Raw genomic sequence first — 16259 nt, 5'->3', positions numbered from 1 at the left:
TCGGCCCCGCCGGCTCCCCGCCTCGGTCTCCCCTTCCTCCGGCCCTCCACCAGCGTGTAGGTTTGTGCATTCTCGTCCGAAGGGGACTCCGTCCCCGTTGAGTTTGGATCGAACCTGTTGTGATGGATCCGGCCACACGCCGTCGCCGCACGGCACTGTTCCTCTTCTTCCTGATGCCCGGCCTGTCGATCTCCTCCTGGGTGACCCGGACCCCCGACATCAGGGACCAACTGGGCGCCTCGACCGCGGAGATGGGCCTCGTCCTGTTCGGCCTGTCCGCCGGCTCCATGCTCGGCATCCTCGGTTCCGGGGCGCTGGTGGCCCGGTTCGGCACCAGGCCGGTCATGGGTGTGGGGACCTCGCTGGTGGTGCTCAGCCTGGCGGTGGTCGGCGGCGGCACCCTGCTCTCCTCCGCGCCCGCCGTCACGGCCGGGCTGTTCCTCTTCGGCGCCGGCATGGGCGGCGGGGAGGTCGCGGTCAACGTCGACGGCGCCGAGGTCGAGCGGATCACCGGCCGGGCGGTACTCCCCACCCTGCACGGCTTCTTCAGCCTCGGCACCGTCGTGGGGGCCGTGCTCGGCATCCTGTGCACCACCGTCGGTTTCCCGGTGCACCGGCACCTGGCCGCCGTGGCCGTCGTCACGGCCGGGATGTTCGCCTACGCCCTGAGGGCCGTCCCCTCCGGCGTCGGCAGGACCCGCGGCGGGCCGGAGCGGACCGGGGCCGGCCCGCGGTCGGCCGGGGCAGCGCCCTGGAAGGACCGGCGCCTGCTGCTGATCGGCGGCATCGTCCTGACCATGGCCCTGGCGGAGGGCGCCGCCAACGACTGGCTGCCGCTCCTCATGGTCGACGGCCACGGCATGGACCCCGCCCTGGGGTCGGCCGTCTACGCGGGCTTCGCCGCCGCCATGGCGGTCGGCCGCTTCGGCGGCGGGTTCTTCATCGAACGCCTCGGCCGCGCCCCCGTCGTCCGCGCCAGCGCGGTCTCCGCGGCACTCGGCCTCGCCGTCGTCGTCTTCGCCGACTCCCCCGTGCTCGCCGGCGTGGCGGTGCTCCTGTGGGGGCTGGGAGCCTCGCTCGGCTTCCCCCTCGCCCTCTCCGCGGCCGGTGACTCCGGTCCCGACTCGGCGGCCCGCGTCAGCACGGTGGCGATGATCGGCTACGTCGCGTTCCTCGTGGGGCCGCCCGCTCTGGGCTTCCTCGGCGACCACTACGGCCTGCGCGCCGCGATGACCGTCGTCCTCGTCCTCGTCGCCGCAGCGGTCTTCCTGGCCCCGGCGGTCGACGTCCGCCGCGTGCCGTCCGCCCCCCTCGTCCCGGAGCGGCGGCCGTCACCGGCGGACGGCTCCCCCCACCGCCGGCGCCGCTGACCGCGCGGCCCCGGCGGGGCCGCCGGACGCCGCGCCGCCCGGGCGCGGGCCCGGCCGCTCACCGCCGGTGCCGGTCCTCACCGGTCAACGCCGCCGCCCGGGGCGGCGGGCCCTTCGCCACCGGCCCCCGCGTCCCGGAAGACCGCCTCGTCGAAGTCGGCCGGCAAGCCACCCCCGGCCAGGTCCCAGGCACACAGACCGGCGAACGCGCCGGTGAAGCCCAGGGAACGTATCCGCCCGTCGACGACCTCCTCGGCGTGCTCGTCGGACAGCACGGACGTGTCGAGGGGCGGCCCGACGGGGCGCCAGCCGCCGGTGTCGTACCGGAAGCGCGCAGCCGGGGTCCCTCGAAGTCGAGGCCCAGACGGAGCCGTGCCGTGTCGCCGAACGGTTCCTGCCCGGCTTCGTCCACGCTCACCGCGCCCCGGTCGCTGGTCGCCACCCGCAGCACCGCGCGCCCTTCGTCGTCGGTGACGTGCAGGAAGTACCAGTCGCGGGAGTTGTAGTAGGCGGTGATGCCCGCCGGGTGCTGGAAGCCGCGGGGCCGGTACCCCATCGTGGCCTCCAGCGCGCAGTGCCAGGAGGTGACCCACCGGGTGACCAGGCTGGCCCCGCTCAGGCTCTGCGGGAAGCGGCCGCCGTGCAGCCGCAGGTGCGAGGGGCGCGCGGTGAGGTCGCACGACTCGGGCGCGGCGGGGCGGCGCAGGGTCGACCAGTGCGGTCCCAGGGCGGGCGCGTCGAACCCGTCGACCTCCTGTGCGTACGGGTCGCCGCCCTCCCGGGCGGGGACCTCGCCGGGCCTCGGGGCAGGATCTCGACGCCTGGCGGGCCGGATGGCTGGATACCGCGGGTCCTGACCGGCTGACCCTCTGCCATGAGTCTGGTGGCGTGGTGTTGCACGCGGTTGGGCCGTCCGGTTCCGCGCCCCGTCCGCACGTCCTGGCCGTGGGTGCCTACCGCCGCCATGGTCTACACGGGCCGGCTCCTGCCGCGGTTCGCGATCGACGGCGGCTTCCTCGACCAGGTACTGGAAGCGGCCGGGACGGCGCCCCCGGTCGTGCGCAAGACACTGACCGAACACACCGACGTCACACGCCGCATGCTCCGCTCACGGAGCACCCCGGTGTAGGGCTCGCCGGCGGCCGGGAGGGGCCCGCGCCGCGGCGGGGTGCCCCGGCCGCCGGGCCCGGGGCCGATGCTCCCATGGCGCGCCCCACTTGACCTTGACACCGTGACAAGGTCTTCACTGGGGCCCAGGAGGTGGTCCCGATGACCATGCCGGAACAGGACACGGATACGGTGCGAGCGCTCCAAGGACTGGAGGACGGCCGCCCGTCGGTGCGGCTGCGGGCCGCGCTGGCGGTCGGCACGGCCCCCGACCCGCGGTTCGTCGACAAGCTCGTCGAGCGCTGCGCGGTCGAGCCCGAGTTCCAAGTGCGCGAGATGCTCACCTGGGCGCTCGTCCGCCACGCGGCGGCGGCGACGGTCCCGCGGCTCGTCGGCGAACTCTGCTCGGAGCGGACGCAGGCGCGGAGCCAGGCGTTGCACACCCTGTCCAAGATCGGGGACCGGCGGGCGTGGCCGGCGGTCACGCGGGCGCTCCTGACCGACGCCGATGACGAGGTGGCGCGCAGCGCCTGGCGGGCGGCGGTCGCGCTGGTGCCCGAGGGCGAGGAGCCCGGGCTGGCCGGAGTGCTGGCGACGCAGCTCGGTCGCGGCGGGCGCGAGACGCAGCTGAGCCTCAGCCAGGCGCTGGTCGCGCTCGGCGAGGTGATCCTGCCGATCCTGCGCGCCGCGGCGGCGGATCCCGACCCCCGCGTGCGCCGGCACGCGATCGCCACGGAACGGCTGCTGCGCGACCCGGACGCCGGATTCGAGTTCGCGGTCGAGGAGGCGAAGCGCATCGTGCTCCTCGGCGGGGCCGGCCGGGAGGGATGACCGACCGTGCTGATCGGTGACGTGGCCCGGCGCTCCGGGGTCAGCGCCCGCATGCTCAGGCACTACGACTCGCTCGGCCTGGTGCGGCCGACGGGCCGTACCGAGGCCGGCTACCGCGAGTACTCCGACGAGGACATCCGGCGGATCTTCCACATCGAGAGCCTGCGGTCGCTGGGGCTGTCGCTGCGTGACGTCGGGCGCGCGCTGGACGACCCCGGCTTCGCGCCCTCGGAGCTCGTCGACGACCTCGTCCGCCGGACGCGGGAACGCATCGCGGCGGAGACGGAGCTGCTCACGCGACTGCGCCGGATCGGCGCCGCGGAACCCGCCGGCTGGGAGGACGTCCTGCGGACCGTCGCCCTCCTCAAGGCGCTGGGGTCGAAGAGCCCCGGGAAGCGCCAGCGCGCGGCCCTGTCCTCGGCCGAGGGGGCCCCGGTGCCGGTGGAAGCGCTGGTCGAGGCCGTGTTGGGCGAGAAGGACCCGAACGTCGCCGGGGCCCTGCGATGGGCCCTGGCGCGGTCGGGCGGGGGCGTGTCGGCGCTGCTGGCGGAGGGCCTCGACTCACCCGTGGCCGAGGTCCGGGAACGCGCCGTCCAGTGCCTCGCCGAGATGCCGGACGACGAGGCGGCCGCGCTGCTGCGGGACGCCCTCGCGCACCCCGACGCCGTGGTGCGCGGGCACGCCGCCTTGACGCTCGGCGCGCGCGGGGTGGCCGACGCGGTCCCGACGCTCGTCGACATGGTCGTAGAGGAGGTGAACGACGTCGACGCGGCCGACGCCCTGAGCGCGCTGGCGGGCGACCCCGCGTCGGCGGACCGGATCGCCGCCCTGCTCGTCGACCGCCTCGCCCGCGGCGCCGCCGGCCCGTCCGTGCGGCGGCGGCTGACCCAGGCGCTCGCGGACATCCCGGGGGCCACGGCGTCACGTGCCCTCGCGGACCTGTCGCACGACGAAGACCGTGGTGTCGCGCTCACCGCGGCGTACGTCCTGCGGATGCGCGACGCGCGGTGACGGGCCCTTCGGGGTGTTGCGCGCCACCGGCCACCCGCTTCGTCTCGGCGGCCCGGCGGCGGTGCCGGCTCCCGGGCCACGCGCGGGAGGACGGCCCGGACGCGCCGCCGGCCGGGGGCGGGCGGCGCCTCGGGGGTCGCCGGCCAGTCCGCAAGTCCGTCCTCGAAGTCCTCGATGGTGGCGTTGCCCGACGGGTACATCGACATCAGGTACAGCGGCTTGGTCAGGTCGGCCAGGGCCTGTTGCGAAAGTGGATCTTGTTCGTTGATCATCATGCCCTGTGGGGCGTGGGGATCTGTCGAACGGCCAGTGGGCCCGGCTGGAGCCTTTGCTACCGCGGGGTATCAAGCCGGGTCGGCCGCAGGTGTGGACGCGGCGGCAGCTGATAGACGGCATACGGTGGCGGACCCGGACCGGTGTCCCTGACGGGACGTACCCGAGCGTTATGGGCCGTGGGACCGGGTCTATGACCTGTTCCGGCGCTGGCAGCGGGACGGCACCTAGGCAAGGATCCTCACCCGGCTCCAAGCCGAGGCGGACGCCAAGGGCCTGATCACCTGGGACGTGAACGTCGACTCCACCGTCTGCCGGGCCCACCAGCACGCCGCCGGAGCGGCGAAAAGGGGGACCTGCAGAAGGAACCGCCCGGCGGGACCTTCGTCGAGCCGGCCGGCCACGGCCTTGGACGCTCCCGCGGCGGGCTGACCAGCAAAATCCACCTCGCGGTCGAGCAAGGGCAAAAGCCCTTGTCGGTGGTGATCATGGCCGGGCAGCGGGGCGACTGCCCGCGGTTCGAAGCGGTCCTGGAAGCCATCCGGGTGCCGAGGCTGGGGCTGGGCAGGCCGCGCAAGCGCCCGGAGCGGGTCCGGGCCGACAAGGCGTACGACTCGCGCGGCAATCGCTCCTACCTGCGTAGAAGCGGTATCAAGGCCACTATCCCGGTCCCGGCGGACCGAGTCCGCAACCGCCTCAAGCGCGGATCGCGCGGCGGGCGACCCCCGAAGTTCGACAAGGACGACTACAAGCAGCGGCACACGGTCGAGTGCGGGATCAACCCACTCAAACGCCACCGGGCTGTCACCACCCGGTACGACAAACTCGCCGTCCGCTACGAAGCTACAGTGCTGGTCGCAGCCATCAACGAATGGCTGCGACCAGCACTTTCACAACAGACCCTATGGTCCCGACGCCGCCCAGCCTTCTTTCTTGGAGGCACTGCCTGGGGCGTGTGCGACAGGGGAGGTGGCAGCGGTGCGTCCTAAGTGCTATGGACGATGTGCGCGAGCTTGCCGAAGACGAGGTGAACGACCTCTGCTCAGCACCGACGATCGCGATGCCGGGTAGGGCGTGGACGACGGTTACGAGCAGATCCAGTAGTGCCGGTGCCCGGGTGGGGTCGTCGCTCTTTCCTCCCTGGGCGCCTGGGTTCGCGGGCCGCTCCTACCGGGACAAGCGCAGGTCCCGGCCCCCTTGCGCGGAGGTCCAGGAGCCTCCCGGACGCCAACCCATCCCGCAAGGCCGTCTGGGTCGGGGGCCGGGTCAGTCAGTGCGGATCGTGCCATCCTGCTGAAAGGCGGCGGCCATGGCCGGGGCGGAGCGGCCGGCGGTCCGCAGGCCGGGGTCCGGCTGCCGTAAGCCGCGAGTGGGCAAGGTGAGTGGCGAGGGTTCGCTCAGGCTGCCGGCCGGCCTCCGGTCTCGTCGTACGGCTGGGTGCGCGCGTCCTTCAGCGGCTGGTGCAGGGTGGTGCGGGTGCCGGTGTGCCGGTGGCCATCTGCTGTGGAGTCAGGGCAGGCGGGCCAGGATGGCGTGGCAGGTGCGCTGTAGTTCTTCGTCGTGGGCAATGCTCCTGAAGCGGCCGCTGCGGCGGGTCAGTGCCAGTTCTGCTCGGATGCGGGACAGGGCCGGTGCTGCGGCCGGGCCCATGCGGTCCAGGCAAGCCGCGGCGTGGTTCGAGGTCGCGTCGTTCTTCTCCCAGGCGGTCAGCAGCGTCTGCACGACGACGGGAGCCTCGGCCTTGCCACCGACGTCCCACAGCGCACTCGCGGCGTGGACTTGGGTCCACTCGTATCGGTCGGTCAGCATCTTGCGGAGGCGCGGCAGCACGGGTGCGGCCGGCGGTCCGATCCGGCCGAGAATGTCGGCTGCCTCGTGCTGTTGGTGGCTGTCGAGCAGGTCGTTCAGTCGAGGCACGACACTTTCCGGGGCGCGTTCAAGTGCCCACCAGGCGGCCGTGGCGGCTGTCCGGAGGCCCACGTCCTGCGCGTCGGCCAGCGGCCGCACTACGTCCAGGGCGGGTGCGGCCACGGGGCCGAAGGACGCGAGCGCCTCCAGGGCAAAGGCCGCGGTGCGCCACTGCTCATGGCGGACCGCAGTGGTGGCGGCGTGCGTGAGGGCGGGAACAGCCGCCGGGTCGCCCAGGTCTGCCAGGGCGGAGATCAGCGCTGCGGCGCTCATGTCGGGCCACTGCTTGGAGAAGTCGGTGCCGGCGAGGCGCCGGGCCAGCCGCGGCACCAGCTCGCCGGCGGCCGGGAGCAGGCGACCGGCCACCTGTACGGCGCGCCAGGCATCGACGTCGCTGTCCAGGGCCGTCAGCAGGTCGGGCAGGACCCGTAGGTCTCCGAGGCGGGCCAGCGCCATGACGGCCTCCTGGTGCGCGCGGCGCAGCAGTGGTTTCGGGGTCGCCCACACCTGTGGTCCGTGCGCGGTGATGTAGGTGGCGAGGGCTTCGCGGGCGGGTTCGGATACCGGCGCCAGGGATCCGAGGCTTTCGGCCGCCGCGGCGGCGGTGTACGCGTCTTTGGGCAGCAGGCATTGGGCCAGGAGCGTGATCAGGTCTGTGTGGTCGCCTCTCCAGGTGGTGATCAGGTCCTGGGTCATGCCGATCGCGTCGTAGCGGGTGGCCGGGTCCGGGCTACTTAGCTGTTCGGTGAGCAGGGCTGTGCGTTCGGCCGTGCGGGCGTCCAGTACTGCGTGGAATGTGCGCAGCAGGGGGGTGGTGGGCGTGTGGTCGCGGTTGTGCCGTTCGAGGTCCTCGAACGCGGCGGCTATCTGCGGCGGCACGCCCTGGGCTGTCGCCGGCTCGGGGGCGGTGCACGCGCACTTTGCGGAACCGTCTCGGCATGCCTCCTCGTCGACCTCGTGCTGCGGCGCGGGCGCAAGTCGGCGCAGCAGGCCGATCGCGGTGGGCACGGTGTCGTCGCCGATGTCCTGGGGGGCGCAGCGGGCCCGGTGGACGAGAGCGGCGAGCCGGATGTCGGGATCCGTCGAGGTGTCGTCGGCCAGGGTACCGAGCCAGGCTGTGGCGGCGGTCCGTGCGGCCGGAAGCCGAAGGGCCAGGGTGGCCGTCGTCTGGACGATCAGCAGCCGCTCCACGATTCCGTTCTCGGCCGGCAGTCGGCCGCGCAGCGTTTCGACCGCGCACTCGGCGTCGTCGAGGAAGAGGCCCAGGCCTTCGATCGCCGCTCGGCGCATCAGCGGATCCGGGTCTGCCGCGTAGGAGGCGAAAGCGTCGGCACGTGCGCGCATCACCGCCGCGCTGTCCGCGTAAGCCGTCGATTCGGTGCCGTCCGGCGCGAAGTAGAGGCCGTCGCCGCGGACGACGGCCTCACGTCCGATGCTGAGCAGCAGTTCGACGATCACAGCGCGGTCGGGGGTGGCAGGGTCGTCGGCGAGGGCGAACAGGAACGGCAGACTCGCCGTCGTACACGGGTACACATCCCCCTGGTGGTGGACCGCGCTGTAGAAGTCGCCGAGCGCCTTGCGCCGGACCTCGGGGTCGGCCGAGGCCATCGCCCGCAGCCACACCGGAACGTCGCCGGCCGGGCCGTAGGCGTGACTCATCGACGACCAGTCGACGCCGTCCAAATCGTTGATCATGCACGGCACTGTGCCAGAGGGCACTGACATCGATGCCCCTGCCATGCAGGCATCGCACACACCGCGCGATCTCACCAGCGTCAGACCTTCGAACCACCTGCTGCCGGGGCTCCGCCATGAGGCGCAGTCCCGGCAACAGGCCCTGCTCCGCGCATGCCGGGGCCGCAGGAGGCTTGGGGCCGGTGGCGCCCGGCTGCGCCGGTGTTTGCGGGTGTCGTTGCGTGCGTGTCTCCGTCCGCGTAATCGCTGGGGTGGCTGGCAGTGGCCTTTGTATCGTGGCGTTATGACGGGCGAGGCAGGGACGGGGCTCCATTACGTGAACCGCTGGGGCGACATGTCGGAGCCGGCCCCGGAGCGGCGCGGGGTCCGCCAGGAAGTCTGCCGGTGCTTCGACCAGTCCAGGCCCCGTCCGCGGGCCAGGGTCGGATTCCACGCCGAGCGGCAGGACACCTCCGCCCCGGGCTGGCGGCGCCTGCTGGAGCTGGTCGACGAGGCCGCCGCCGACGGGCGCGAGGAGTTTCGCCCCCTGGTCGAGCTCACCCCTGAGGAGCGGCGCCAGGTCGTCACTCTGCCGCCGAGCATCGCCCGGCTGACGGCGGTCAGGCACCTTGTGCTCTACGGCAGCAACCTGGTCCGCATCCCGCCCGAGATCGGGGCCATGACCAGCCTGGAGGAGTTCACTCCCTACACCTCCTACCGGCTGCACTGGTTCCCCTACGAGATCACCCGGTGCCGGAAGCTGGCCCGCAGCACGGTGAGCACACGCGCCCTGTTCGGCAACCACAAGCTGCGGCCGCCCTTCCCGCGGCTCCGACCCTCCCTGGACTCCGCCTCAGACCTGGACCTCGCAGACCTGGACCCCGAACGCTGGGGCGCTACCGCCATCCGCGCCTGCAGTGTCTGCGACCGCCCGATCAGCCAGGGCGGCCTTCACCAGGTGTGGATCTCCCCGCGCGTAGCCACCGACGTGCTGCCCCTCCTGGTCAACGCCTGCTCACCGACATGCCTCGCCGCACTGCCCGATGGCGCCCCTCACCACATCGCCTCACCGCACAAGGGCGGCCGAGTCGACCAACCGCCACCCGCCCGGGACTGACCGACCGGCTTCCCCGCGCACAGCCCCGGAGAAGCGAACACAGCCGAGGACCTGAGGTCTGAAAGTCTGGGCAGGTGAAGTGCTGCTGCTGGTCCGGCAGCCCGCCGCGGCCTGTGGCGTGCTCGGTCATGGGGCGGGGCGTAGGCGGGTGGCGGTGAGGAGTTCGCGGACAGCGCTGGCGTGGGGGTGGCGATGGGCGAGGTCGGTGACGATGGCGCGGATGCTGGGGCGGTCGCGGACCTCGGCGGGTGCGGTGCGGTGGGCGGCGAGGAGGGCGCGGGCGGTCTGCTCTGGTTTGCCCCATAGCCACCAGGCGCGGGCGAGGTCGGTGTGGAGGCGGCCGCGGCGTTCGGCGGTAGGGAACTGGCCGGGGTGCAGGGCTTGGCCGGTGTGGACGGCGGCGCCGGCGTCGCCGAGGGACCACAGGACGCCGACCTTGTACAGGGCGACGGAGGCGGGGGTGACGGAGAGGGGCTGGGCGTGGGGCTGCTCGGGTAGGAGTGCGGCGGCACGTTCGGCGTCGCGAATCATTTCCAGGGCGCGGTCGCGATCGCCGGCTTCGGCGGCGGCATAGGCAGTAGTGCAGAGCATCTGGGCGAACGTCGCGGCCTGTGCGGGGGTGGTCAGGCCGGTGGCTTCGACTTGGGCGGCGGCATGGAGGGTGACGCGTTGCGCGGTGGTGGCGCGGTTCTCGTGGCGCAGGACGATGCTGAGGGCGCGGGCGGAGGAGGCTGCGGCCACAGGGTCGCCGGAGAGGCGGGCGTAGGTCGTGGACCGGTCGGCGGTGATCCGGCTGGCGCCATAGCGGCCGACTTTGGAGAGTGTTTCGGTGGCCAGGTCGTAGCAGGCGGCGAGGCGGGCATAGTCAGCGGCGTCGCCGTCGGTGGCACAGGCGTCAGCGGTGGCCAGGAGGTCGGGCAGGGCCCGTACGAGGTCAGTGTGGGCGCCGCGGTTGAACAGAGTGCGTGCCGCCCGGTACTGGAGGGTCAGCCTTTCCCGGGTGGGTGCGGCGGCGGGTGGGGGCAGGAGGGCGAGGGCCTCGTCGAAGTGGTCCAGGGCGGCGAGCGGTACGGCGAGGCCGGCGGTGAGGAGGGACCGGCGTTTCATCGGGTCCTCCTCAGATACTGCTGTGCGTGGGGTGCTGGCCACTGTAGTGCTCCGGGGGCGGGTTACGCCGAGGACCGCGGCAAGAATCTCCGGAGGGATGACGAGGGCGTCGGCGAACAGCTTGAGCATGTCCAGGTCGGTTGCGGGTCGCTCGGCGGTCTCGAGTCGGCTGACGGCCGAGGCGGAGTAGCCGGTCGCCTTACCGAGGTCGACCTGGCGCCAGCCACGTTGCCGGCGGGCCCAGCGGATCAGGCCACCTACGTCACCTTCCGTGATCAGCTTCTGGGCGCGTGGGGAGTTCCAGTCCGGTACCTGGTCGCGCATGGCCGCCCCCTTTGGGAACCCGCCGGACATCAGCCCGCTCACGGTAGCCGGACGGTCACGTTCCGTCGAGGTCGTGTGCGTGGTGCGCAAACGGCATGCGTCTGGCGGGAGCCGTCTCGAAGCGGGTCCAGATCGGCGGTGTTCTGATGCGGCACCGCCCGCCGCGCACCGTTCGGCGGGAACCAACCGCCTTTCTCGATGGAGGAGTCGTCATGGACGGTCAGATCGAACGTGTCACCAGCTCCGAGTCCGAGCAGCCCAAGTCGGTGATCGTGGAGCTCGGTGAGCTCGTGGCCCTCACTGAGGGCCAGGGCAAGGGCGGCAGCGAGGACAAGCGCCGCGCTTACAACTGCGCCTGATCCACCGACGCCGTGCGGTGCGGTGCTCCCTGGGTCGGGGTGCCGCACCGCGCGGCCGGTCACCGGAGCCGGAGAAGAGGGAGGGTTGTTGTGATCTTTGGAGGGTTCACGCCCCGGTGCGGGGGCGGGTTGTGTCCGGGCGGGGCCGTGTACCTCGCCGGGAGCCCACTGGTGTGGCAGGCCGGCGCGCCCGCGGGCCGGCAGTTCGAGGTGCTCGGTGGGGGCGTGGTGACGGTGCTGGGCTGGTGCGGCGCGTCCGATGTTGAGCTGCGGGCGCTGGCCGACCGCCGGGTTCCGGACGATGCCGCGTGGCGGTGGCCCGGCGCTTACGCGGTGGTGGAGCAGCTCGGCGACCGTACGGTGGTGCACACCGATCCGGCCGGCGCGCTGCCGCTGTACGCCGCCCCGTACGGGGGCGGGTGGGCATGGTCGAACTCGGCGCGCGTGTTGGCCTGCCTCACCGGTGCCTCGGTGGACATCACCCGGCTCGCGGTCGCGGTGTTCCTGCCTCATGTGCCGGCGGCGGTCGGTGGCCGGTCGTTCTTCGCCGGTGTCCGGCAGCTTCCGCCCGGCGCCCGGATCACCCTCGCCCGCAATCAGAATCTGCGGTGCACCGCGGTGTGGCGGCCAGACCCCCTCCCGGGCCCGGCCGCCTTGCGGCTGCGCACCGCTTTGGAGGAGGCCGTGCGGGTGCGGACGGCGGCGGATTCGGAGCTGTCGTGCGACCTGTCCGGTGGCCTGGACTCCTCCACCCTGGCGCTGCTCACCGCGGCCGCCCGCCCCGTCGGCACGGCCCTGAACGCGGTCACCGTCCACCCGGACGGCCAGCTGGACGGCGCCGATGTGACCTACGCGCGCCTGGCCGCCTCCCACCGCCCGGGCCTGACCCACCACCTGCTTCCCCTGGGCGCCGAGCACCTGCCCTACACCGACATCACCGCCGTCCCGGCCACGGACGAACCCGCCCCCTCCACCGTGACCCGGGCCCGGCTGGAAGCACAGCTGCGCTGGATGCGCGACCGGTTGGGCAGCCGCACCCACCTGACCGGTGACGGCGGCGACAGCGTCTTGTTCCTGCCGCCCGCCCACCTCGCCGATCTCCTGCGTCACCGGCACTACCGGCGCGCTGCCGCCGAGGCCGCGGGCTGGGCCCGCCTGCGTCACACCTCCGTGCTCCCGCTGCTGCGCGACGCCCGCACCCTGGCCCGCACCAGCCGCGCCCAGGCGCTGAACGACCTGGCCCGCAGTCTCAACGCTCCCGTGATCGGCGTCGGGCGGGGCGACATCGGCTGGTTCCCGGCCCTGCCCGTGCCCGACTGGGCCACCGCCGAGGCCACCGGCTTGCTGGTCGCCGCGCTGCGCCAGGTAGCCGCCGACGACCCTCTGCCCGGCCTGGACATCGCGATCCGGATCCTCGTGGACGACATCCGCGAAGTCGCCCGGAGTGCCGCGGCCGACGCCCAGCTCGCCGCCGCCTGCGGCATCGACCTGCACAACCCTTTCCTCGACGCGCGTGTCGTCGACGCCGTGCTGCGCACCGAGCTGCGGGCCCGGCCGCCCGTCCACGCCTACAAACCGCTCTTGGTCCGCGCCATGACCGGTGTGCTGCCGGGCCGGCTCGCAGCACGGACCACCAAGGGCAGCTTCAACGCCGACCACTACACCGGGCTGCGCACCCACCTGCCCGCGCTCCAGGACCTGGCCGACGGCCGTCTTGCCGCACTCGGCTTGGTCGAGCCAGCCCGGCTGCGCGCCCACCTTGTCCAGGCCGCCGCCGGCATCCCCATGTCCCTCGCTGCCCTGGAGCAGGCCCTGGCCGCCGAAGCGTGGTTGCGCGCCCTCGATGTCTCCCCGTCCCCCTGGACCTGCCACCGGCAAGGAGGTCGTCGCCGTGGGTGAGCCGCCCGTCTTCGCGACCTGTCCCCCGCATGTCCGGGCCGTCGACTTCGGCCACGTCATGGTCCTCATCGACTACCACACCGGTCGCGTCCACTGCCTCCTGCCGCCGGCTGGGCGGCAGTGGGATGCGGCGTCCCGCGCCGGAACCCCGGGCTTCCTGGATGCCGTGCTCACCCGTCGCCTGCTCGCCCTGGGTCTGCTGACCCCCACACCAAGGCCGGTGCCGTGGCCGGCCGCGATCCGGGGCACCACCGCCCAGGCCAGTTGGGGCACGGTCGAGCACGTGGCCGGTACCAGTCAGCCGCCTCGCGCTCCCGCCGCGGCGATGCTCGCGGGAACCGCCGCGCTCACTGCCGCTTTCGCCGCCACCCGCCGCGGCGACGCCGGCATGCGGCGGGCCCTGACCCTCATGAGCGCCGCCTGCGCCCGCGTCCGTCACCCCGCGACGCCCCGCCAGGCGGCCGCGGCCGTGCACGCGGTCCGCCGCGCCGGCTGGTACTGCCCCGGCCGCACGGCCTGCCTGGAGGAGTCCGTCGCCGCTTTCCTGCTGTTGGCCTCTCGGCGCCTGGGTGTGTACTGGTGCCACGGCATCGCGTCCGACCCGCTCCGCCTGCACGCCTGGGTGCAGACTATGGACGGCGCCGACGCCGCCGAGCCGGCCTCGACCCGCGCCTACACCCCCGTGCTCACCATCGGAGGCCACCATCACCAGCCCTGCTGACCCCACCCTCTGGCTTCGCACCGACACCTGCGGGCTGGGCCCCTACCGCGCCGACCTCGTCGAGACGTACTGGCGCTGGGAACAGGACCCGGGGCTCCTGGTCGGTTACGGCCGCCAGGCACCCGAATCGCTGGAGGCCCGCACCGAGGGCATGGCCCACCAACTGCGCGGCGAGAACATCCGCTTCACCATCTACGACCTCACCGGCAACCAACCGGTACCGGCGGGGGTCTCGACCCTGCTGCCCGACCACAGCGTGCGCACCGCGGAGTTCGTCATCCTGCTGGGCCCCGAGGCCCGCGGCCGCGGCCTGGGCACCGCCGCGACCCGGCTCACCCTCGACTACGCCTTCCACGTCACCAACCTGCGGATGGTCTGGCTCAAGGTCCTCGCACCGAACACCAGCGCGATCCGCGCCTACGGAAAGGCCGGCTTCCAACACGCCGGCACACTCCGCCAGGCCGGATACTGGCTCGGCCAGGTCTGCGACGAGATCATGATGGACGCCCTGGCCGCCGACTTCACCAGCCCCTCGACCATCGCCGCCCCTTTCGACGGGATGACTCCCCACGCATAGCAGGTCACCAGGCGACAGTCAGAGCGGCCGTGCCGTCCGCTCCCCAGGCTTCAACATGACCGGCCGGCCTTCTCCACACGAGCCTGGCGCAGCACGGCGGTCTCGCTCCCCGCGGCCTGGCAGCGAGGCTGGACGCGGGCCTGCTCATCGGGGCTGACGCGTCGGCCGCCACAGTGTGGGGCTGGCCCTCTTTGGTGGACGACCACCCACCATGTCGGAAGTGCTCTTCGCGGCTGGATGCCGTCACCGTTGGGGTCCGGCCGCGGTCGACCAGCTCGCCGCCGTCCACCGGGCCTACGTCCGCCTCCCCCAGGCCGCCCGCCGGCCCGTCACCGAACTCACCGGCCCCACACTGGTAGCCGCAGCCCGAAGAAGACGGAGGAACCATGACCGACACCCCCACCTCATCCACCGCCTTCCCGGGCCCGCCCGACGAACCCCTCCCCACTCCCGCCCGATCCGACGGCCCGGCCCCGGACCTTGCGAACCGCGCCGCTGACCTGCCCGGGTCAAAGGACGTTGCCGGCACCGCCGGGCCCTCGGTCGAGTTCCTCGATGCCCGCGGGCTGGTGTTCGCCGAGCAGGCGGCGCCTGCCCTCTCCTGCCGGGAGGAGCGTGAAGTGGACCGGCTCTGGGAGGAGACGACAGCCCGCAACCCCGCCACATTCGACGGCCCGCTGGTAGCCGCTCTCGGCATCGACCGGCCCGGAGACGGAAGCCTGGTCGTGCGCTGGGCCCCGATGACCTACCGCTACCGTGCCCTGCGCCGACTACGGCCGCCCGAGCAGGTCCCCGGCTCCGCGTTCGTCACCGTTCTCGTGCCCACCGAGGATGGTCTCGTGGTCGGACGCGGGTCTCCCACCACAGCGGCGCCCGGCCGGTGGGCCCTGCCGGGCGGCACAGCCGAACCACCCCAGGCCGGCAAGCCCCTGAACGCGGCAGTGCTGCGCCGGCACGCCGCCCGCGAACTGGTCGAGGAGACCGGCGTGCGCGTCGCCGACGAGGAGCTGCACCTGTGGGCCCTCACCCGGGGCAACCGGTTCGGCAGCCTCGGCTTCCACTTCCTGTGCCCACCCATCTCCGGGGCGCTGGTACGCCGCCTGCACACGGACCTGTCCACCGCACAGACCGGGTCGAGTACCGAGCCGGAGCTCGACGAGATTTCCTTGGTGTCCTCGCCGGCCGCTGCCGGTCGCCTCGGCTTGACCGCGGACTACCTGCCCCAAGTACTCGACCGCTACTACACCACCTGACCCGGGCAGCGCCCCCTCCCCGAATCTCCCTGCCCACGACCGGCACACGAAGATGTCAAAACTCATGGAGACGTTTCCAGCGAGCCGAGCCCGTTTATCCGTACCTGGTTGAACACAGCGACGAGTACGTCGGCACACAGGGCGCCACGCGCTTCGAAAGCAGCGCCCGCGGCGGCCGGGACGCCGGGCAGGTGCCTTCCTCGCCTCCGTCCACTACCGGGAACCGGCTTTGGGAGTGGGTGTGCCGCTTGCCGGGGAGTGTCTTTTCTCAAGGAAGTACTCGCTGCGGGTGTCGGGGTCGCCGAAGAAGAAGTAGAGATCGACCCCCTCGTCGTTGCGCGTCATCTCGAAGACCCAGCGGTACGACTGCGGTGCGTCGCTCCTGCGGTCAGGGCGAACAGGGAAGTCCGCTTCTACCCGCTCTTCCCAGGAGCTGCGGGCGGTGAGGGTCAGCACCACGTGCTGGCCGTCGCTCCAGCCATCGTCCGCTCCGGTCAACTTCCATGTGCCCGTCCCCGACATGCGCCAGCCGGAGTCGAAGTCGAACTCCTGCCCGTCGAGGCGGCTCACCACGGCCTTGCCATCCGGCCGCAGGACGACCTCGGTCTCGTTCACCCCGTACCAGCTGCCCGCGACCTCCGCCGCCCGCACTCCGGTTACGCCGGGCACCGAGGAGTACCGCTCGGGATGACACCCCGGCACCAGAAGAAGCGTGGCGGCCATCCCCA

14 protein-coding genes and 2 pseudogenes are annotated in these 16259 nt (G+C 72.9%); 11 read left to right on the top strand and 5 right to left on the bottom strand.

The annotated features are described in order from the left end of the window. The first annotated feature begins 122 nt into the window (after positions 1-122). Positions 123-1370, top strand: a complete 1248-nt coding sequence (locus tag AC07D6_RS28680) for an MFS transporter (RefSeq protein ID WP_479049160.1) — start codon at positions 123-125, stop codon at positions 1368-1370. Positions 1371-1447: 77 nt separating this feature from the next. On the opposite strand, the gene AC07D6_RS28675 is transcribed toward AC07D6_RS28680, so the two are convergent. Next, positions 1448-1645 carry a beta-xylosidase family glycoside hydrolase gene (locus AC07D6_RS28675; RefSeq protein WP_479049158.1) on the bottom strand — a complete coding sequence of 66 codons (198 nt, stop codon included), beginning with the start codon at positions 1643-1645 and terminating at the stop codon, positions 1448-1450. A gap of 164 nt (positions 1646-1809) precedes the next feature. After that, positions 1810-2076, bottom strand: a pseudogene (locus tag AC07D6_RS28670) (beta-xylosidase family glycoside hydrolase); the annotation flags it as partial. A gap of 243 nt (positions 2077-2319) precedes the next feature. Between AC07D6_RS28670 and AC07D6_RS28665 the strand changes: the two are divergent. From AC07D6_RS28665 to AC07D6_RS28650, 4 genes and pseudogenes are all read left to right on the top strand, one after another. Beyond that, on the top strand, positions 2320-2499 hold the full coding sequence (locus tag AC07D6_RS28665) for a hypothetical protein (protein WP_479049156.1): 180 nt from the start codon (positions 2320-2322) through the stop codon (positions 2497-2499). A gap of 140 nt (positions 2500-2639) precedes the next feature. Further along, positions 2640-3308 carry a HEAT repeat domain-containing protein gene (locus tag AC07D6_RS28660; RefSeq protein WP_479049154.1) on the top strand — a complete coding sequence of 223 codons (669 nt, stop codon included), beginning with the start codon at positions 2640-2642 and terminating at the stop codon, positions 3306-3308. Positions 3309-3314: 6 nt separating this feature from the next. Then, complete coding sequence (locus tag AC07D6_RS28655) at positions 3315-4319, top strand: HEAT repeat domain-containing protein (RefSeq protein WP_479049152.1); 1005 nt, start codon at positions 3315-3317, stop codon at positions 4317-4319. 280 nt (positions 4320-4599) lie between these two features. Then, positions 4600-5473: pseudogene (locus tag AC07D6_RS28650) on the top strand (IS5 family transposase); the annotation flags it as partial. Positions 5474-6101: 628 nt separating this feature from the next. Here AC07D6_RS28650 and AC07D6_RS28645 read toward each other — a convergent pair. Next, positions 6102-8195, bottom strand: coding sequence for a HEAT repeat domain-containing protein (locus AC07D6_RS28645; RefSeq protein ID WP_479049150.1), 2094 nt, complete (start codon positions 8193-8195; stop codon positions 6102-6104). Between the two features lie 283 nt (positions 8196-8478). On the opposite strand from AC07D6_RS28645, the gene AC07D6_RS28640 reads away from it, so the two are divergent. Beyond that, positions 8479-9291: a leucine-rich repeat domain-containing protein gene (locus AC07D6_RS28640; protein WP_479049148.1), complete on the top strand. Its 813-nt coding sequence runs from the start codon at positions 8479-8481 to the stop codon at positions 9289-9291. A 126-nt stretch (positions 9292-9417) separates the two neighbouring features. Here the strand turns inward: AC07D6_RS28640 and AC07D6_RS28635 are convergent, their stop codons facing one another. Next, positions 9418-10722, bottom strand: coding sequence for a helix-turn-helix domain-containing protein (locus AC07D6_RS28635; protein ID WP_479049146.1), 1305 nt, complete (start codon positions 10720-10722; stop codon positions 9418-9420). A 212-nt stretch (positions 10723-10934) separates the two neighbouring features. Here AC07D6_RS28635 and AC07D6_RS28630 point away from each other — a divergent pair, with 212 nt between their 5' ends. From AC07D6_RS28630 to AC07D6_RS28610, 5 genes are all read left to right on the top strand, one after another. After that, positions 10935-11081 (top strand): albusnodin family lasso peptide, encoded by a 147-nt coding sequence (locus AC07D6_RS28630; RefSeq protein ID WP_479049144.1) that lies wholly within the window; start codon positions 10935-10937, stop codon positions 11079-11081. A gap of 12 nt (positions 11082-11093) precedes the next feature. Then, entirely contained in the window at positions 11094-12980 is a 1887-nt protein-coding gene (locus tag AC07D6_RS28625) for an albusnodin/ikarugamycin family macrolactam cyclase (RefSeq protein ID WP_479049142.1), read from the top strand. Further along, a complete protein-coding gene (locus tag AC07D6_RS28620; protein ID WP_479049140.1) occupies positions 12973-13701 on the top strand; it encodes a lasso peptide biosynthesis B2 protein in 729 nt (242 codons plus the stop codon). Before AC07D6_RS28625 ends, AC07D6_RS28620 begins: the two co-directional genes overlap by 8 nt. A 34-nt stretch (positions 13702-13735) precedes the next feature. Continuing rightward, positions 13736-14278, top strand: coding sequence for a GNAT family N-acetyltransferase (locus AC07D6_RS28615; RefSeq protein WP_479049284.1), 543 nt, complete (start codon positions 13736-13738; stop codon positions 14276-14278). A 386-nt stretch (positions 14279-14664) separates the two neighbouring features. After that, positions 14665-15531, top strand: coding sequence for an NUDIX hydrolase (locus AC07D6_RS28610; RefSeq protein ID WP_479049138.1), 867 nt, complete (start codon positions 14665-14667; stop codon positions 15529-15531). Between the two features lie 213 nt (positions 15532-15744). Here AC07D6_RS28610 and AC07D6_RS28605 read toward each other — a convergent pair. Next, positions 15745-16259: hypothetical protein (locus tag AC07D6_RS28605; protein ID WP_479049136.1), on the bottom strand; the 515-nt coding region annotated here is incomplete at its 5' end.

Source organism: Streptomyces sp. NPDC045287 (assembly GCF_056432325.1).
Note: the sequence above shows the minus strand (reverse complement) of the source record. Positions and strands in the feature narration are given on the sequence as shown.